General features: G+C 46.4%; 19 protein-coding genes. All 19 read right to left on the bottom strand.

What is annotated here, in order from left to right:
- Positions 1 to 51: 51 nt before the first annotated feature.
- Complete coding sequence (locus G475_RS0109405) at positions 52 to 555, bottom strand: chemotaxis protein CheD (protein WP_026701080.1); 504 nt, start codon at positions 553 to 555, stop codon at positions 52 to 54.
- On the bottom strand, positions 548 to 1,186 hold the full coding sequence (locus G475_RS0109400; RefSeq protein WP_026701079.1) for a chemotaxis protein CheC: 639 nt from the start codon (positions 1,184 to 1,186) through the stop codon (positions 548 to 550). The genes G475_RS0109405 and G475_RS0109400 overlap by 8 nt, the downstream gene beginning before the upstream one ends.
- Positions 1,183 to 2,259 carry a protein-glutamate methylesterase/protein-glutamine glutaminase gene (locus tag G475_RS24640; RefSeq protein WP_035710760.1) on the bottom strand — a complete coding sequence of 359 codons (1,077 nt, stop codon included), beginning with the start codon at positions 2,257 to 2,259 and terminating at the stop codon, positions 1,183 to 1,185. Before G475_RS24640 ends, G475_RS0109400 begins: the two co-directional genes overlap by 4 nt.
- Positions 2,256 to 3,170 carry a MinD/ParA family protein gene (locus tag G475_RS0109390; protein ID WP_233275758.1) on the bottom strand — a complete coding sequence of 305 codons (915 nt, stop codon included), beginning with the start codon at positions 3,168 to 3,170 and terminating at the stop codon, positions 2,256 to 2,258. The genes G475_RS24640 and G475_RS0109390 overlap by 4 nt, the downstream gene beginning before the upstream one ends.
- Entirely contained in the window at positions 3,136 to 4,263 is a 1,128-nt protein-coding gene (gene flhF / locus G475_RS0109385) for a flagellar biosynthesis protein FlhF (protein ID WP_026701077.1), read from the bottom strand. Before flhF ends, G475_RS0109390 begins: the two co-directional genes overlap by 35 nt.
- The gene (gene flhA / locus G475_RS0109380; RefSeq protein ID WP_026701076.1) at positions 4,264 to 6,297 is read right to left on the bottom strand and encodes a flagellar biosynthesis protein FlhA; all 2,034 of its coding nucleotides are present in this window, start codon (positions 6,295 to 6,297) and stop codon (positions 4,264 to 4,266) included.
- A gap of 30 nt (positions 6,298 to 6,327) precedes the next feature.
- Positions 6,328 to 7,410: a flagellar biosynthesis protein FlhB gene (flhB, locus tag G475_RS0109375; protein WP_026701075.1), complete on the bottom strand. Its 1,083-nt coding sequence runs from the start codon at positions 7,408 to 7,410 to the stop codon at positions 6,328 to 6,330.
- A 1-nt stretch (position 7,411) separates the two neighbouring features.
- Complete coding sequence (gene fliR / locus G475_RS0109370; RefSeq protein ID WP_026701074.1) at positions 7,412 to 8,191, bottom strand: flagellar biosynthetic protein FliR; 780 nt, start codon at positions 8,189 to 8,191, stop codon at positions 7,412 to 7,414.
- 5 nt (positions 8,192 to 8,196) lie between these two features.
- Positions 8,197 to 8,466 (bottom strand): flagellar biosynthesis protein FliQ, encoded by a 270-nt coding sequence (fliQ, locus tag G475_RS0109365; RefSeq protein ID WP_026701073.1) that lies wholly within the window; start codon positions 8,464 to 8,466, stop codon positions 8,197 to 8,199.
- A 14-nt stretch (positions 8,467 to 8,480) separates the two neighbouring features.
- A complete protein-coding gene (gene fliP / locus G475_RS0109360; protein WP_026701072.1) occupies positions 8,481 to 9,161 on the bottom strand; it encodes a flagellar type III secretion system pore protein FliP in 681 nt (226 codons plus the stop codon).
- Positions 9,158 to 9,841, bottom strand: a complete 684-nt coding sequence (fliO, locus tag G475_RS24635; protein WP_051302365.1) for a flagellar biosynthetic protein FliO — start codon at positions 9,839 to 9,841, stop codon at positions 9,158 to 9,160. The genes fliP and fliO overlap by 4 nt, the downstream gene beginning before the upstream one ends.
- Positions 9,842 to 9,863: 22 nt before the next feature.
- Complete coding sequence (locus G475_RS0109350; RefSeq protein WP_026701071.1) at positions 9,864 to 10,226, bottom strand: response regulator; 363 nt, start codon at positions 10,224 to 10,226, stop codon at positions 9,864 to 9,866.
- 24 nt (positions 10,227 to 10,250) lie between these two features.
- On the bottom strand, positions 10,251 to 11,468 hold the full coding sequence (fliY, locus tag G475_RS0109345; protein WP_035710754.1) for a flagellar motor switch phosphatase FliY: 1,218 nt from the start codon (positions 11,466 to 11,468) through the stop codon (positions 10,251 to 10,253).
- Positions 11,461 to 12,453: a flagellar motor switch protein FliM gene (gene fliM / locus G475_RS0109340; RefSeq protein ID WP_026701069.1), complete on the bottom strand. Its 993-nt coding sequence runs from the start codon at positions 12,451 to 12,453 to the stop codon at positions 11,461 to 11,463. Before fliM ends, fliY begins: the two co-directional genes overlap by 8 nt.
- Positions 12,454 to 12,487: 34 nt before the next feature.
- Complete coding sequence (gene fliL, locus G475_RS0109335; RefSeq protein WP_026701068.1) at positions 12,488 to 12,919, bottom strand: flagellar basal body-associated protein FliL; 432 nt, start codon at positions 12,917 to 12,919, stop codon at positions 12,488 to 12,490.
- Position 12,920: 1 nt separating this feature from the next.
- Positions 12,921 to 13,133 (bottom strand): flagellar FlbD family protein, encoded by a 213-nt coding sequence (locus G475_RS0109330; protein ID WP_026701067.1) that lies wholly within the window; start codon positions 13,131 to 13,133, stop codon positions 12,921 to 12,923.
- A 61-nt stretch (positions 13,134 to 13,194) separates the two neighbouring features.
- Positions 13,195 to 13,989, bottom strand: a complete 795-nt coding sequence (flgG, locus tag G475_RS0109325; protein WP_026701066.1) for a flagellar basal body rod protein FlgG — start codon at positions 13,987 to 13,989, stop codon at positions 13,195 to 13,197.
- Between the two features lie 84 nt (positions 13,990 to 14,073).
- Positions 14,074 to 14,469, bottom strand: a complete 396-nt coding sequence (locus G475_RS0109320) for a TIGR02530 family flagellar biosynthesis protein (RefSeq protein WP_026701065.1) — start codon at positions 14,467 to 14,469, stop codon at positions 14,074 to 14,076.
- A gap of 36 nt (positions 14,470 to 14,505) precedes the next feature.
- Positions 14,506 to 15,003 carry a flagellar hook assembly protein FlgD gene (flgD, locus tag G475_RS0109315; protein ID WP_026701064.1) on the bottom strand — a complete coding sequence of 166 codons (498 nt, stop codon included), beginning with the start codon at positions 15,001 to 15,003 and terminating at the stop codon, positions 14,506 to 14,508.
- Positions 15,004 to 15,010: the final 7 nt, after the last annotated feature.

Raw genomic sequence — 15,010 nt, 5'->3', positions numbered from 1 at the left:
ATACTTTTAGCTTTTCTCTCCTGTACTGGGATGCCCAGGAATCAAATATCATTAGATATACGACTCTCCTTGATTTACGGTGCGTATGGAAAGTTTATTTGTTTGAGGGTCAAATTCAATCGTTCTTCCCTTATTCCCACCTGTGTCCTCTGCCGTGACCGGTATGTTACAGTTCCTCAGGATCTGTTTGACAGCTTCTGCATTTCGGGGGCCGACCCGCATCATTTCGCTCCCGGAAGAAAACGAAAACATCTGCGCCCCCCCGGCAAGTTTTGCTTTTAATTGTCCCATCCGGCATCCCTTCCTCTGTAATACGGAAAAAATATCCGCAAGGGCGGTGTCTGCAAACTTGGCGCGATTTATTTCTTTATTTCCAGCCATCCCGGAATCAGGAAGCATAATATGAGCCAGAACAGCCAGCTGTTGTTTTTCATCGTAAAGAACCGTCCCAATGCATGAGCCCAATCCGGAAGTTCTGACCGTATCCGGAGCAGCAGCCATTTTCCAATCCGCCATCCCTACTTTCACGACCTGTCCTTCCTGAATTTTAGTCATTCCATTCTACTCCAAGAGATTGAAATATTTTATAAAAGGCCTCCGGATCAGGCAGCAGAAAGAATTGCCCATTTGCATTGGCTGCTTCCTCCTTGCCGGCCTCTTCCATAACGGTATCAATGACAATCGCATAATCGCCGGCCTGGGAAATCTCCAGAAGGCCGGCACTAATGATGGCCCCCGCCATGTCAACAGCAAGGGATGGCACGGATGGCTGCATGGAAATAGAGGTGAAATCAGCCAAAGCGGAAAGGTAGGCGCCAGCCAGAATATTGCCAAGTTCTCTCAGCGCAGAAGCAGCCAGTTCGTCAAAAGAATCATCAATGATATTCACTTCTTTCCCCGTTAAAGAAAACGCCAGTTCTTCCGCTTCCTCTTTTTGAAGAATCAAAAACATACTTCCCGGCGCTTCACCTGTTACTCTTAAAAAGGCAGCAGCCACCACTTTTTCCTCTCCGCCGGCCATATTCTGCATTTCCTGAAAGTCAACGATCCTGACGGAAGGAACATTCAAATCTATCTTTTTATTTAACAGCTGGGATAGTGCCGTGGCGGCGTTTCCAGCTCCGATATTCCCAGCCTCCCGAAGTACATCCAGATGCATTGGTTTGATCTCGTCTGTTAAACTCATATCCATCCACCTTTGTTCCCTTGTCCGGGAGAAAAATGAGCCGTTAAAAACCCGGCAATATTTTCAATATCGAGAATACGATCTGACTTCGCTTTTTCTGCTGCCACTTTCGGCATACCGTATACAACAGAGGTTTTTTGCGATTCTGTTATAATAAAACAGGACTGGGCGGCTCTCATTTTCGATAAACCATCTGCCCCGTCCGAGCCCATCCCAGTTAAAACTACTCCTATATGTCCATAGTCTGATATCTGGGATAAGGAAGAAAAAAGGACATTGGCTGAAGGCCGGTGGCCGTTGACAGGAGGGGTGCAGGAAAGCTCATTGACAAGTGATCTCCCCATTTTCCGAACGCTTAAATGGTTTCCCCCGGGGGCAATATAAACAACTCCCCGTTTGGCGATTTCTCCGTCTTCTGCTTCTTTGACGTGCAGCCTGCTCAGCTGATCCAGCCGTTCTGCCAGAGAGCGCGTAAAGGCCGGGGGCATGTGCTGTACTACAAATACAGGCGCCGGAAAATCCTCCGGAAGTACGGGCAGCAAAAGCTGCAATGCTTTCGGGCCTCCTGTGGAAGCAGCAATTGACATAATCTTTTTCTCTGGAAGAACGGGAAGGGTCTCTGAAGATGCTTCCTTCAGTGGCGCGGGGGACGGCGTTTTAAACCTTTGAGCCCTCATATCCACTTCTGCCGCTGTCCTTATCTTATGGATCAATTCTTCTTTTACATGATGCAGATCCAAAGAGATAGACCCCGAAGGCTTCGCTACAAAATCAACAGCTCCTACTTCCATTGCCTCTATAGTCTGACGCGCGCCTTTTATGGTAAGGGAACTGACCATAATGACAGGCAGAGGCGTTTCCTTCATTATTGTTTTTAAGGCCTCGATTCCGTTCATTTCCGGCATCTCTACGTCCAGTGTGATCACATCATAGCTTTTCTGACCGATTTTCTTGATCGCATCTTTTCCATTCCTGGCCGTATCTTGCGCCGTCATATCCGTTTCTTCATTTATATAATCGCTGATGAGTTTTCTCATAAACGCAGAGTCATCTACCACCAGCACATGGATCATTCCTGTTCCCCCCTTTTCAGAAAGCTTTTCAGTTGTCCGATAAACCGTTTGTAGGAAGCGCCTTCCCCTTTTTCCACGTTTTCATGTTTCCCCGTGTAAACCTCCAAACACTGGCGGAGTGCTTTGGCCGCGGGGGAAGAAGGAAAAGCCAGCAAAAAGGGCTCTTGCTTTTTTACCGCCTGCAATACATGTTTATCCTGAGGCAGGCTCCCTAAAATGCCCAGCGGTTTGTTAAGAAAACGTTTGGCGGCCCGCTGCAGATTTTCCGCTGTCCCCGCCCCTTCTTTTTTCGATTCCGCCCGATTCACCAAAATGGATCCGGTAAGGGAAGGATCCTGCATATGTAAATGCTTGATCATGGCATAAGCATCTGTAATTGCAGTCGGTTCCGGGGTGGTAATAACGATGGTTTCATGGGAAGACAGAATAAAACTCATGCTATCTGCGTCCGCGCCGGCTCCCATATCAAAAATAATATAGTCAAACGCCCCTTCCAGCATCGCCATCTGCCGGGAAAACCGGTCTTTTTTGGAAGGGGTCATTTCAAATATATCAGTCAGGCCGGAACCTCCGGCAGCGATTTGTAATCCGTATGGGCCTGGCTCCATAATGTCCCAGATCGATTTTTCATTCTCTATCATGTCAACGATATCTCCCGACGTATGAATACCAAGCAGAATATCAAGATTAGCCATCCCAATATCAAGATCAAACAAAACAACTTTGTTTCCCTTTTCCGCCAGGCCTATCGCAAAATTCAATGAAAAATTAGATTTACCCACCCCGCCTTTTCCACTGATCACCGAAATGACTCTTGTCTGTTTCAAGCCGGTATTCTCTTTTTGTTCCAGCACCCGCCTGAGGTTATGCGCCTGATCATTCATCCCCGTATCCCTCAACAATCCATTCACTCATCTTCTCCCTATCTGCTTTTTCCATATCATCCGGAACACTCTGTCCGTGCGTGACATAAGCAGCACCAGTATTGGCAGCGGTCATCAAATTAAGCATGGCCCCATAGGAGAACGTTTCGTCTTTTTTTGTGAAAATAAATCGATCAATGGAAATCAAAGAGAACTGTTCAAAAATCTTTTTCATATCTTTATATTTTGATGTAAGAGAGAGGACAAGGTACGTCTGCATATCCTCATCAAAGTCAATGATTTTTTGAAGTTCTTTGACATATTGGGGATTGGTAAAATTGCGCCCTGCCGAATCTATGATAATCAAATCTTTGTCCGCAAACCTTTCTTTTGCCTCTCTGAAATCTTCTATGGAATAGGCTACTGCTACGGGAACGTCCAGTATTTTCGCATACGTTTTTAATTGTTCCACCGCTGCGATCCGATAAGTATCGGTTGTAATAAAAGCGACTGTTTTCTTCTCTTCCAAATGGCAGTGGGCAGCAATCTTCGCTGCCGTTGTCGTTTTTCCAACTCCAGTAGGCCCGACGAGGTTAATCCACGGTTTCGAAGCAAGGACAGGGCCCATGTCAATGGAGGCAAGCATCTCCTGGATATGCGCTTTCGTCCATTGTGTTATACTGGCCCGGCTTGGGACGTCTGCAGCACGGTACCAGTCTGCCAGCAGCTGTTTCAAGATTTGTTGAACAAGGTGATCCTCCACTTCTTGTTCCTCCAGGACCCTTTCGATGTTCTGAACAGGAACCGGATAACCGCTTGGCGTCGTATGTTTATTTTTATCCAGCGCCGCGATCATTTCCTTCAGTTCAGTGACCTCTTTTTGCAGATCCCCCTTTGCCTTTGGCGGAGCTTCCGCTGCCGCAGGCTTCTCTTTTACCTCCCGTTTCTGTTTTGAAGCGGCAGGAGCCGGTGATTCATCTTTTGCAGCAACGACTTCTATGCTTTTCTTCGTAAAAAAACCGAAAAATCCTCCCGAATCGACATATTTTGAATGTAAAATCACAGCATCCTCCCCAAGTTCGGACCGAACCTTCGTCATGGCCTCGGGCATATTTTTTGCTGTAAATTTTTTCACTTTCATTTATACGTTCACCACCCCTACACTCTGTACTTCCACATTAGGTTCCAGTTCATTGTAGGATAAAACCGGTACCTGCGGGAAAAACCGTTCTATTAATTGATGAATGTACATTCTTACGGCGGGAGAGCAGAGAAGAATAGGAGTTTGTCCCATTTCCGACAGCCGTTCCGCTTCCTGGCCGATGTTTTCTGCCAGTTTTTGAGAATCTTCCGGGTTCATGGCAAGAAAGTTACCGTGTTCCGTCTGCTGGACAGCATCCGCTACTTTTTGTTCGGCCTGGCTGCTCATGGTAACGACATAAAGGGGTTCGCCGGGTACGCTAAACTGCTTTGTAATTTGTCTGGACAGCGATTGTCTGACATATTCTGTCACCAGTGCCATATCTTTCGTCAACGCTCCATATTCGGCCAACGTTTCAAAAATAGTGGGCAGATTCCGAATCGATATTTTTTCTTGTAATAGATTGGAGAGTACTTTTTGTATTTCTCCCAGAGAAAGAGGATTAGGCGTTACTTCTTCCACCAGGGTTGGGTATGTTTCTTTTAGATGATCGACCAGCTGTTTTGTCTCTTCTCTGCCGAGAAGCTCGTGAGCATGAGCTTTGATCACTTCGGTTAAATGAGTGGATACAACGGACGGTGGATCTACCACAGTATACCCAGCTAGTTCAGCCTGCTCTTTCATTTCTTCCCCGATCCAGAGAGCAGGCAGACCAAAGGCCGGCTCGGTCGTTTCAATCCCGGTTATATTTTCATCCTCCACTCCCGGGCTCATCGCCATGTAGTGATCAAGCAGTAATTCTCCTCCTGCCACATCATTTCCCCGCATTTTAATAACATATTCATTGGGCTGCAGCTGAATATTGTCCCGTATACGGATGACAGGAACGACCATCCCCAGTTCAAGTGCCAGCTGCCTTCGGATCATGACGACCCGGTCCAGCAGGTCTCCTCCCTGATTCGTATCAGCAAGTGGAATCAATCCATAACCGAATTCAAACTCAATAGGATCAATCGTTAATAGATTTACTACATTTTCCGGAGATTTTAAGTCTTCTTCTTCTCGTTCTTCTTCCGGCTCATCTTCCTGTTCCACCGCTTTTTGGTCGGCCTGGCTCATCATGTATCCCATGACAGCAAGAACCGCGGCAATTGCCGTTGTGAGCAGAATGGCTATCGGTGTCAGCAGGCCAAGCAGAAAGATGGCACCGGCAGCGATATAAAGCATTTTCGGAAAGGCAAATAACTGGCTCGTTACATCCTGACTGAGATTTCCTTCAGAAGCCGCTCTTGTCACGACAATACCGGTGGCTGTGGATACCAGCAGCGCGGGAATCTGACTGACAAGTCCGTCCCCGACAGTTAACAGCGTATAGGTATTGGCTGCATCTCCGAGTCCCATACCGTGCTCTACCATGCCGATCACCAGGCCAAAAATAAGATTAATAATGACGATAACAATCCCGGCAATCGCATCTCCTTTTACAAATTTGCTCGCCCCGTCCATGGAGCCGTAAAAATCAGCTTCATCTTCTATTTTTTCCCGTCTCTGTTTTGCCTGCTGTTCCGAAATCATCCCCGCATTAAGATCAGCATCAATGCTCATCTGCTTCCCGGGCATCGCATCGAGGGTAAAACGGGCTCCGACTTCGGATACACGTTCCGCACCTTTCACAATGACGACAAACTGGATAATAATCAGAATGAGAAACACAACAAAACCGACAAGGGGACTGCCTCCTACCACAAAATTTCCAAAGGTGTTAATCACATTCCCAGCCTCTGCGTTTCCAAGAATGGAACGGGTCGTTGATACGTTCAAACCGAGACGGAACAATGTAACCAAAAGCAGCAATGTCGGAAAAATGGAAAACTCCAGCGGCTCTTTCGTATTCATCGAGACTAAAATAATAACGAGGGCAAGAGATATGTTGGTAATGATCAAAATATCCAGCATAAAGGTTGGAAGCGGGATAATTAACATCACGACAATTAATATAACGCCAAATAAAACGGAAAACTCTCTTGTGCCCATAAAGATACTCCTTTTTCTCATTCCAATTAATTACACCAGCTCGTTTTTAAGCCGGTACACGTATGCCAGCACTTCTGCTACGGCTTTAAACAGTTCTTCCGGGACTTCATCCCCAATATTCGCTTGATCATATAATGATCTGGCCAAATGTTTGTTTTCGACAAGAATCACATCGTTCCTTCTTCCAATGGTTCGAATGCGGTAAGCTACAAAGTCTGCTCCCTTAGCAGTAACTTTTGGGGCAGCCATTTTGTCTTCCTCGTAGGATAAGGCCACCGCAAAATGAGTAGGGTTCGTAATAACAACATCAGCCTGCGGCACTTCCTGCATCATACGCTGGGTCGCCATATCCATCTGCTGCTTGCGCCGTTTTGATTTAATCTGCGGATCGCCTTCCATCTTCTTATTTTCATCTTTGACGTCCTGCTTAGACATTTTAATCTGCTTTTCATGATCGTGGCGCTGGTATAAATAATCGGGAATCGATAAGAAAAGCAGAAGAAGCGCTACACAGACCCCGATTAAACCCGTCAATCTGGAAATCTCTCCAAACCCATCCGCCACACTTTTTTGATTCAAAAACATAAGCGAGTCTAAGTTCAGCCAGATTATCGTAAAGGCGAGTGTACCGACCAGGGTGATCTTAAGCATCGATTTCAAAAACTCTACCAGGGCTCTTACGGAAAAAATCCGTTTAATGCCGCTCAGCGGATTTATTTTGGAAGGTTTAAACTTAATTGCTTCCGGCGAAAATAAAAATCCAACCTGCAGCATCGAAGCGCCGGCCCCAAACACAAGAGCCACCAGCATCACCGGTGCGATAACGAGAGCGGTTTCCAGGGCAAGTTCATGAAAAATGGCAGGGATCGTTTCTTCCGTGATCTCCCATAACATGTACTCTGTAAAAACGGTCTGCATCGTATCATAAAGATGAGTGCCAAGAACCCGGGCATAGATAAACATGAATAAAAAGACCGCTAATAAAATCAGCGCTGTATTCACATCCGTACTTTTTGCCACCTGGCCCTTTTCTCTCGTTTCCTGCCTCTTTTTTGGAGTGGCTCTTTCGGTTTTTTCCTGCTGAAAATATTGCAGATCCAGGGTTAACTTCACATTAAGCTCCTCCAAGCATTTCCATCAAAGTCCGCATGGCATCAAACATTTCATCAAACAAATGGTCCACCGCCATAAAGAAACCAGGGATGGTCACTGCCAGCAAAGGCAGGCCGGCAAATATTTTGAGCGGCAGCCCGACCACAAAAACGTTCATCTGCGGCACCGCCCGGGACATCATTCCAAGGGCAACATCCGTTAAAAACAGGCAGCCTACAATCGGAAACGCCATTTGAAACGCGATCATAAACATCGTGCTGAATGATTCCAGGACGTGATAGGCAACCGCTTCTTCTCCAAACGGGAGCTGAAGCTGTTCAATCGGGATAAATTCATAACTATAATAAATACCATCCAGAATCAGATGATGCCCGTCCACTGCTAATAGAAACAAAAGCGTGAATGTATATAAAAATCCGCCCATCAGCGGGCTCTGGGCCCCTGTTTGGGGATCGATTACGTTAGCAACCAGAAATCCAAGTGCTATATCAAGGAACATCCCCGCCACCTGCACAGCATATATCATAATTCCTGCGATTAAGCCGATCGAAAGCCCGACCAGCATTTCTTTAAAAATAAGCAGAATATAGGTGCTGTCTATGTTCATTTCAGGAACATCCAGGGTGAAAACAATAATAAATGCAAAAAAAGCACCTAAGCCTACTTTAAAATGAGCAGGAACATTCCGATATGAAAATAAGGGCATGCTGGTGAAAAACGCCAGCACCCTGATAAGGACTAATAAATAAACCGGCAGTTGGTTTAACCATTCAATATTCATAAGGCCTACCTTGTATATTCTGTAAGATTACTAAGTATCTGATAAGTAAAGTCTGTCAGCATTTGCAGCATCCACGGTCCAAAAATGACCAATGCTGCCAGCACACCTAAGATTTTCGGGATAAATGCCAGAGTCTGCTCCTGGATTTGGGTCGTTGCCTGAAAGATCGCAACGCCGAAGCCAAGCAAAAGTGCTACGACAAGCAGCGGCCCCGCTACGAGAAATACGGTCCATACCCCGTTTTCCGCCAGGCTGATGACTGTTTCAGCCGTCATATATTCATCACCTTCTAATAACTGGTTAAGAGCGATTCCACGATTAAGTACCAACCATCCACAAGGACAAACAACAATATCTTAAAGGGCAGGGAAATCATAACGGGCGGAAGCATCATCATCCCCATCGACATTAAGACACTGGCGACAATCATATCTATCACTAAGAATGGGATAAATATTAGAAATCCAATTTGAAACGCGGTTTTCAGCTCACTGATGGCAAATGCCGGAACCAGCGCGGTCAAGGGGATATCGTCCAGTGTTTCCGGCCGTTCCATACCGGCATAGCCCATAAACAGGGATAAATCTTTTTCTCGGGTATGTTCCGACATGAATTCTTTCATTGGAGCCGCTGCTTCATCAAATGCTTCTTCCTGATTCATTTCACCGTTCAACAACGGCGTCAACGCTTCTTCGTTCACCTCCGAGAACACCGGGGCCATAATGAAAAACGTCATAAACAAAGCGAGACTGATCAACACCTGGGTCGGCGGCATCTGCTGGGTAGCCAGACCCATGCGCACAAAGGAAAGAACAATCACAATCCGGGTGAAACACGTCATTAAAATTAAAATAGCCGGAGCCAGCGACAGGATCGTTATTAAAAAGATCAGCTGTAAACTAGTTGTTAAATCAGATGGATCATCACTTATCAGGCCTCCAAGATCCAGGCCCGGGATTGCAAAAATCATTGCTCATGCTCCTTTAAACGCCGGCGGGCTTTTTTTCTGACAGCTTTCATCTCTCCGAGCTCGCCTTCCAACACTTCCCGGAAGGAGGAAGACGGCAGCTGGTTCCCCGATTTGGATAAGGGATTTCGAAGCAGCTCCTGAATTTTAGAAAATCCTGTTTCGTTCCTGCCGGCTCGATTGCTGTCCAGGAGCTCTTCCATTTCCTCTGCTTCTTCAATTTCTTTCAGCAATTGTATGGAATCTCCAACTCCTACGACGAGAAGCCGGTCCCCTACTTTGATCAGCTGTACCGATTTGTTTTGTCCAAGCGGCACACCGCCCATGTTCTGCATGGTTTTATGGGATTGAAAGCTTTGTGACCGTTTGTTTATAAACTTAAGCAGAAAGTACATAATGGCTATCACAGCAGCCAGAGCCATCACAAGCCGGAAGAGCATCGACGCAAGGCTGGTCTCTTCCATCATTTCAACGTCACTGCCCGCATCAGCTTCTGTTTCCTGCGGACCCGACTCTTCGGCTCGGTTTTCTTCTTCTGTGCCGGTATTTTCACCTTCCCGGCTATCATCAAGCATTTCATTTATCGTCCGGCTTTCCCCGGGAGCGGCCAGCCCCGCAGCCGGAAGAAACGTCCAGGCGAGAAGAAGGAGAACCAGGCCTACCCATTTTTGCTTCAACTTCATTCTATATTCCTCCGCCCCTTACTCAGGCAAGGGTTTTATTAATTGCTTCCAGTACACGTTCCGCCTGGAATGGTTTGACGATAAAATCCTTGGCTCCCGCCTGAATCGCATCAATGACCATCGCCTGCTGCCCCATGGCGGAGCACATAATGACTTTTGCATTTGGGTCAAAGGTTTGAATTTCCTTAAGGGCGGTTATTCCATCCATTTCCGGCATGGTAATATCGAGCGTCACCAGATCCGGAGACGTCTCCTTATACAAATCTACTGCTTCCTGGCCGTCTTTGGCTTCGCCGGCGATAGTAAAATCATTTTTCTCTAAAATATCCTTAATCATCATCCGCATAAAAGAAGCGTCATCTACAATTAATACCGAGTGTGCCACGAGACTTTCCTCCTTGAATATTTGTTATTTTAGTTTTTTAATCCGATCAGCCTGGCTCACAATATCCGTCACCCGGACGCCAAAGTTTTCATCAATGACGACAACTTCGCCTTTCGCGACCAATTTTTGATTCACCAGAATGTCTACCGGTTCCCCGGCAAGCTTGTCCAGCTCGATAATAGAGCCCTGGGTGAAGTCGAGTATATCCTTGATCGAGCGCTGGGTCCGTCCCAGCTCCACTGTTACTTCCAGCGGTATGTCCATCAGCATATTCAGGTTTTTTGATTCATTTTCATTTAAAGAAGGGCCTTCAAACGAAGAAAACTCCGCCGCCTGTACATTTCTGGATGGATTCTGTCCGCCAACAAACCGATCCTGCTGCGGCTGCTGCGATGTCTGGGACTGGGATGCCGCAGGGGTGTCGCTCGAAGGAGGGGCCGCTGTCTGCCGGGGCTCCTGCGCCGTGATTTCATTTTCCGGCGGGGCTGCCGTGTCCTCTTCATTTTCAGGCGGGTTCATTAAATTTTCCACCATTTCTTTGGCAAACGGGACGGACACAAGCTGCATAATCGAGGAGTCAATTAAGTCCCCGATAATTAAACGAAACGATATTTTGGTGAGGGTATCCGTGTCAGGAATATTCCCCGTCCCTTCCGAATTTTTTACGTCCATTAAATCGATTCCCGGCGGTGTGATGTCCACGCGTTTATTAAAAATCGTAGACATGGAGGTGGAAGCCGATCCCATCATTTGATTCATCGCTTCCTGTACCGCACTAATGTGCATATCATCCAGTTCCTCGGCCGGGTTGGTACCGTCTCCTCCGAGCATTAAATCGGCAATGATCGACGCATCCTTATTTTTGATGACCAGCAGATTCGTCCCTTCAAATCCTTCTGTGTATTGAACATGAACAGCTACATTTGGATGGGGAAATTGTTCATCAAGCTTGTCTTTTTGAATAACCGACACAACCGGTGTCGTAATCTCCACTTTTTGGTTTAATAATTGCGAAAGAGCGGTGGCAGAGCTGCCAAAAGAAATATTACCAATTTCCCCAAGCGCATCCTGCTCCATGGTTGATAAATAGTCCTCTACATTTAACTCTCCTGCCGCTTCCCCGGGGCTGTCGGTTTCACCGCTTTCGTCAACACCGCCTGCTGCAGAAGAATCCTCTTCGTCTCCTCCGACGCTTTTCAGTAATTCGTTAATCTCTTCCTGAGAGAGCATATCATCATTCATTATGGTCCCCCTCCTTTATTTCTTCTGTTATTTGAACCGCCATATTATTTTTCCATTGCCCGGGCTGGGCATAATATTTTGGTTCTCCCCCGGCACGGACGGCCAGAGGCTCATGAATATTTTGATCCAGTTCAAGTACATCCCCATGGTTGAGCTGTAAAAATTCCTCAATCGAAATTTCAGAGTTTCCCAGAATCACCTGCAGCGTAAGTGGTGCGGTTTTGACCGTTTGCTGCAGCTCTTGTGCTTCGTGCGGGTCTCTTTCCTTCTTTTTTGTCTGCATCCAGTAGTGCACCGATAATTTTGGAAGGATTTCCTCCAGCACCACATGAGGCAGACAGATATTAATCATCCCGGTTGTTTCACCAATCGTGGTAGATAACGAAATAACTACTACCGTTTCATTGGGAGAAACCATCTGCAGAAACTGCGGATTTACTTCAATATCCTTCATCTGCGGATCAATTTCCAATACAGACTCCCAGGCGCTTTGAAACGTTTCCAGCATACTTTGGAAAACCTGGGTCATAATCTTTGTTTCGATTTCGGTTAAATTATCGACTTTGTTTAAACTCGTTCCTTTACCGCCGAGAAGGCGGTCGAGCATAGCGTACCCAATATTGGGATTTACTTCCATCAACAGACGCCCGTCCAGAGGATAAGCGTCAAATACATTCAAAAGGGTCATCTTAGGAATGGAACGGATAAACTCATCATAAGGCAGCTGATCAACAGATGCGACAGAAATCTGGACAAAGGTTCGAAGCTGGGCGGAAAAAGTTGTCGTCAGCAGTCTTGCGAAATTTTCATGGATACGGGATAAACTGCGGATCTGGTCTTTGGAAAACCGAAGCGCGCGTTTAAAATCATAGGTTTTTATCTTTTTTTCGGTTTCTTCTTTTTTTAATTCATCCGCATCCATTTCACCCGTGGATAATGCGGATAATAAAGAATCTATTTCACCTTGGGAAAGAACGTCCGCCAAACTTTCTCACCTCCCTTTCTTCGTAAGCTTGCCATTATTGAATCATCCGCTCGGTGGTATATACTCGTATAATTCTGCCTTCGTCCATCATGCTGTTAATTTCGGAACGAAGGGTTTCCTCCAGGGTGTCAATCCCATCCTGGCTTTGCAGATCATCGGCGGACAAACCGGCCAGTTCATGAATAATGATATTGTTAATCTGAAAATCACGCTTTTCCAATTCAGAAGCGGCGGCTTTTGTATCCGCATGAATACGGAACCGGCCCCGAAATAAATGATTACTGCTTAAATTCGTTGTGATTTCTTCTGTCTCCCAGGAGTTATCGATAATCTCTTCAATGGAAGGTTCCGCCCCGGCTTCAGTAGAGGTGGAAAAATGATTATACAGCACCAGAGCGACAACTCCAATAAGGGTTAAGGATATAATAATAATGAGCATTATGTTCACTAATCGATGTTGAAACAACCTATCTGCCCTCCTCTTTTGCTGACAGTCCTACCAGTCCTATCCGGCGGTAGAACGCACTTGTCAGATGGTTTACTTCTTCCATGCTTTCTTTTACTACTATTTTTTTGCCGTTGCTTAACGTCAGGGTGGTATCCGGAAAGGCTTCCACCTGCTCGATTAAGGGGGCATTCAGTAAAAATGTCTGTCCATTTAATTTCGTTAAGGTAATCATATGTATTGGATGAGCCGGGCAGCGCGTCCCGGCTCAAACCTCCTTTTAAACTGGATTGCGCTTATCGTTTTAAGTTCATGAGTTCCTGCAGTACTTCATCGGCTGTCGTAATGCCGCGGGTATTCGCCTGGAATCCGCGCTGGGCCGTAATCATTTCCGTAAATTCTTCCGAAAGGTCCACATTCGACATCTCCAGCGTCCCCGCTACCAGCTCACCTGTACCGTTCTCCCCAGGAGCTCCATCTTGTGGATCACCGGAGTTTACCGTTTCATTAAAAAGATTATTTCCTACTTTTTCCAACCCGCCCGGGTTCGCAAAGTTTGTAAGACCTATCGTACCTACCACATCGGTTTCCCCATCAGCATCAGTTATATTTACATCCCCGTTGGAACCAATACTAAAGCTTTGTGCATCCGAGTCTATTGTTATGGAGTCTCCGTCATCATCTAATATGTTATATCCATCACTATTAACAAGTGTTCCCTCTTCATCCAAATAAAAATTGCCTGCTCTCGTATAAAATTCATTACCATCCCCGTCACCCACTCTAAAGAAACCATCACCTGAAATACCTAAATCTAGTTCTCTGTTTGTATTTTGCAAGCTGCCTTGTGTTTGTACCGTATCAATGCTTGCTAATTGCGAACCGAGACCTACCTGTCTCGGGTTTGACCCGCCCATTCCTCCATCTGGTGCGGTGGCGCCGGCGATCTGCTGGCTGACCATGTCTTTAAAGGTGGCTCTGCCTTTTTTGAATCCAAAGGTATTGACGTTAGAAATGTTATTTCCGGTGACGTCGAGTTTCTGCTGGAAGTTTCTCATTCCTGAAATGCCTGAGTACATTGAAGCTAACATAATTGTTCATCCTCCATTTTTTCATGTTTTCTGACGGCGTCTGTCGGTCGGCCGTCTGCCGGCTTCCTTTTCAGGTCGGGCCGGTTATTCTTTCACAACAATGGTGCCGTTGATATTGGTAAAGACATGCTCCGCTGCCTCGTCACGGTTCATCGCAGTAATGACGGTATTATTCTCCGCACTGATAACAAGTGCGCTGTTGTCCGTCACTACCATCGCGTCCTTCACCCCTTTAGTCCGGGCCTCTTCTATTTTTTCCGAGATTCTCTGCCATTCTGTATCGGTTACGAGAACATCTCTGTCATGCAGCCTTTTTTCGGCGTGTTTACTGACTTTAAGAGCTTCCGCCTTCTTTTCAAGCTGGCCGGCAAGGACCTCTTTAAAAGATGTGTCGTTGGTTACGTCCGCTTTTTGTTTCGGGAGGGAGGTTGCCGGATGAGGCAGCTGATGAAGCCCGTTCGTCTGAATACCGGAACTCATACTGTTCGCCTCCTGCCTGTAGAAACAGCGTCACCCTTATTCTCCGCTGTCTTCTTCATTGCCGTTCTCTTCTTCTGCTGGTGCTGTATCGACCTGAATCAGCTGTTCACTGTTAATCCAGCGGTCGCTGTCCAAGAGCAGCCGGATGTTCCCTTCGCTGTCCTGCCTGACAGACTGGACGCTGTTCACTACTTCTTCCGTTTGTTCGACTCCGTTATCATCTTCATAGGTTCGCTCCCAGGTAACCGTTTTTCCGATCAGTTCACTGTGCTGCACAAGCGAACCTTTCTGCTGGGCCCGAGCCATGGTCGTAATGGCTGTTGTCATATTGGTCATCTGTTCCAGCGAAGAAAACTGCGCCATCTGGCCTACAAACTCTTTATCATCCATTGGATTCATCGGGTCCTGATTCTGCAGCTGGGTCATTAAAATCTTCAGAAAATCATCTTTCCCAAGAGCAGAATCCTCTTGATTCGTAATTAATGACTCTTTCTGGGATGGGACACCGTAATTATCCTGGATTGTATTTGCCATCCAAATC

This window comes from Salibacterium aidingense DSM 18341 (assembly GCF_000429685.1).
In the GTDB taxonomy this organism is placed as follows: domain Bacteria; phylum Bacillota; class Bacilli; order Bacillales; family Marinococcaceae; genus Salibacterium; species Salibacterium aidingense.
This window is presented reverse-complemented; position numbering and strand designations above follow the sequence as displayed.

Coding starts and splice junctions, on each gene's coding strand:
- G475_RS0109405 (WP_026701080.1), bottom strand. CDS start 555: ATGACTAAAATTCAGGAAGGACAGGTCGTGAAAGTAGGGATGGCGGAT.
- G475_RS0109400 (WP_026701079.1), bottom strand. CDS start 1,186: ATGAGTTTAACAGACGAGATCAAACCAATGCATCTGGATGTACTTCGG.
- G475_RS24640 (WP_035710760.1), bottom strand. CDS start 2,259: ATGATCCATGTGCTGGTGGTAGATGACTCTGCGTTTATGAGAAAACTC.
- flhF (WP_026701077.1), bottom strand. CDS start 4,263: ATGAAAGTGAAAAAATTTACAGCAAAAAATATGCCCGAGGCCATGACG.
- flhA (WP_026701076.1), bottom strand. CDS start 6,297: ATGGGCACAAGAGAGTTTTCCGTTTTATTTGGCGTTATATTAATTGTC.
- fliR (WP_026701074.1), bottom strand. CDS start 8,191: ATGAATATTGAATGGTTAAACCAACTGCCGGTTTATTTATTAGTCCTT.
- fliQ (WP_026701073.1), bottom strand. CDS start 8,466: ATGACGGCTGAAACAGTCATCAGCCTGGCGGAAAACGGGGTATGGACC.
- fliP (WP_026701072.1), bottom strand. CDS start 9,161: ATGATTTTTGCAATCCCGGGCCTGGATCTTGGAGGCCTGATAAGTGAT.
- fliO (WP_051302365.1), bottom strand. CDS start 9,841: ATGAAGTTGAAGCAAAAATGGGTAGGCCTGGTTCTCCTTCTTCTCGCC.
- fliY (WP_035710754.1), bottom strand. CDS start 11,468: ATGAATGATGATATGCTCTCTCAGGAAGAGATTAACGAATTACTGAAA.
- G475_RS0109330 (WP_026701067.1), bottom strand. CDS start 13,133: ATGATTACCTTAACGAAATTAAATGGACAGACATTTTTACTGAATGCC.
- flgG (WP_026701066.1), bottom strand. CDS start 13,989: ATGTTAGCTTCAATGTACTCAGGCATTTCAGGAATGAGAAACTTCCAG.
- G475_RS0109320 (WP_026701065.1), bottom strand. CDS start 14,469: ATGAGTTCCGGTATTCAGACGAACGGGCTTCATCAGCTGCCTCATCCG.
- flgD (WP_026701064.1), bottom strand. CDS start 15,003: ATGGCAAATACAATCCAGGATAATTACGGTGTCCCATCCCAGAAAGAG.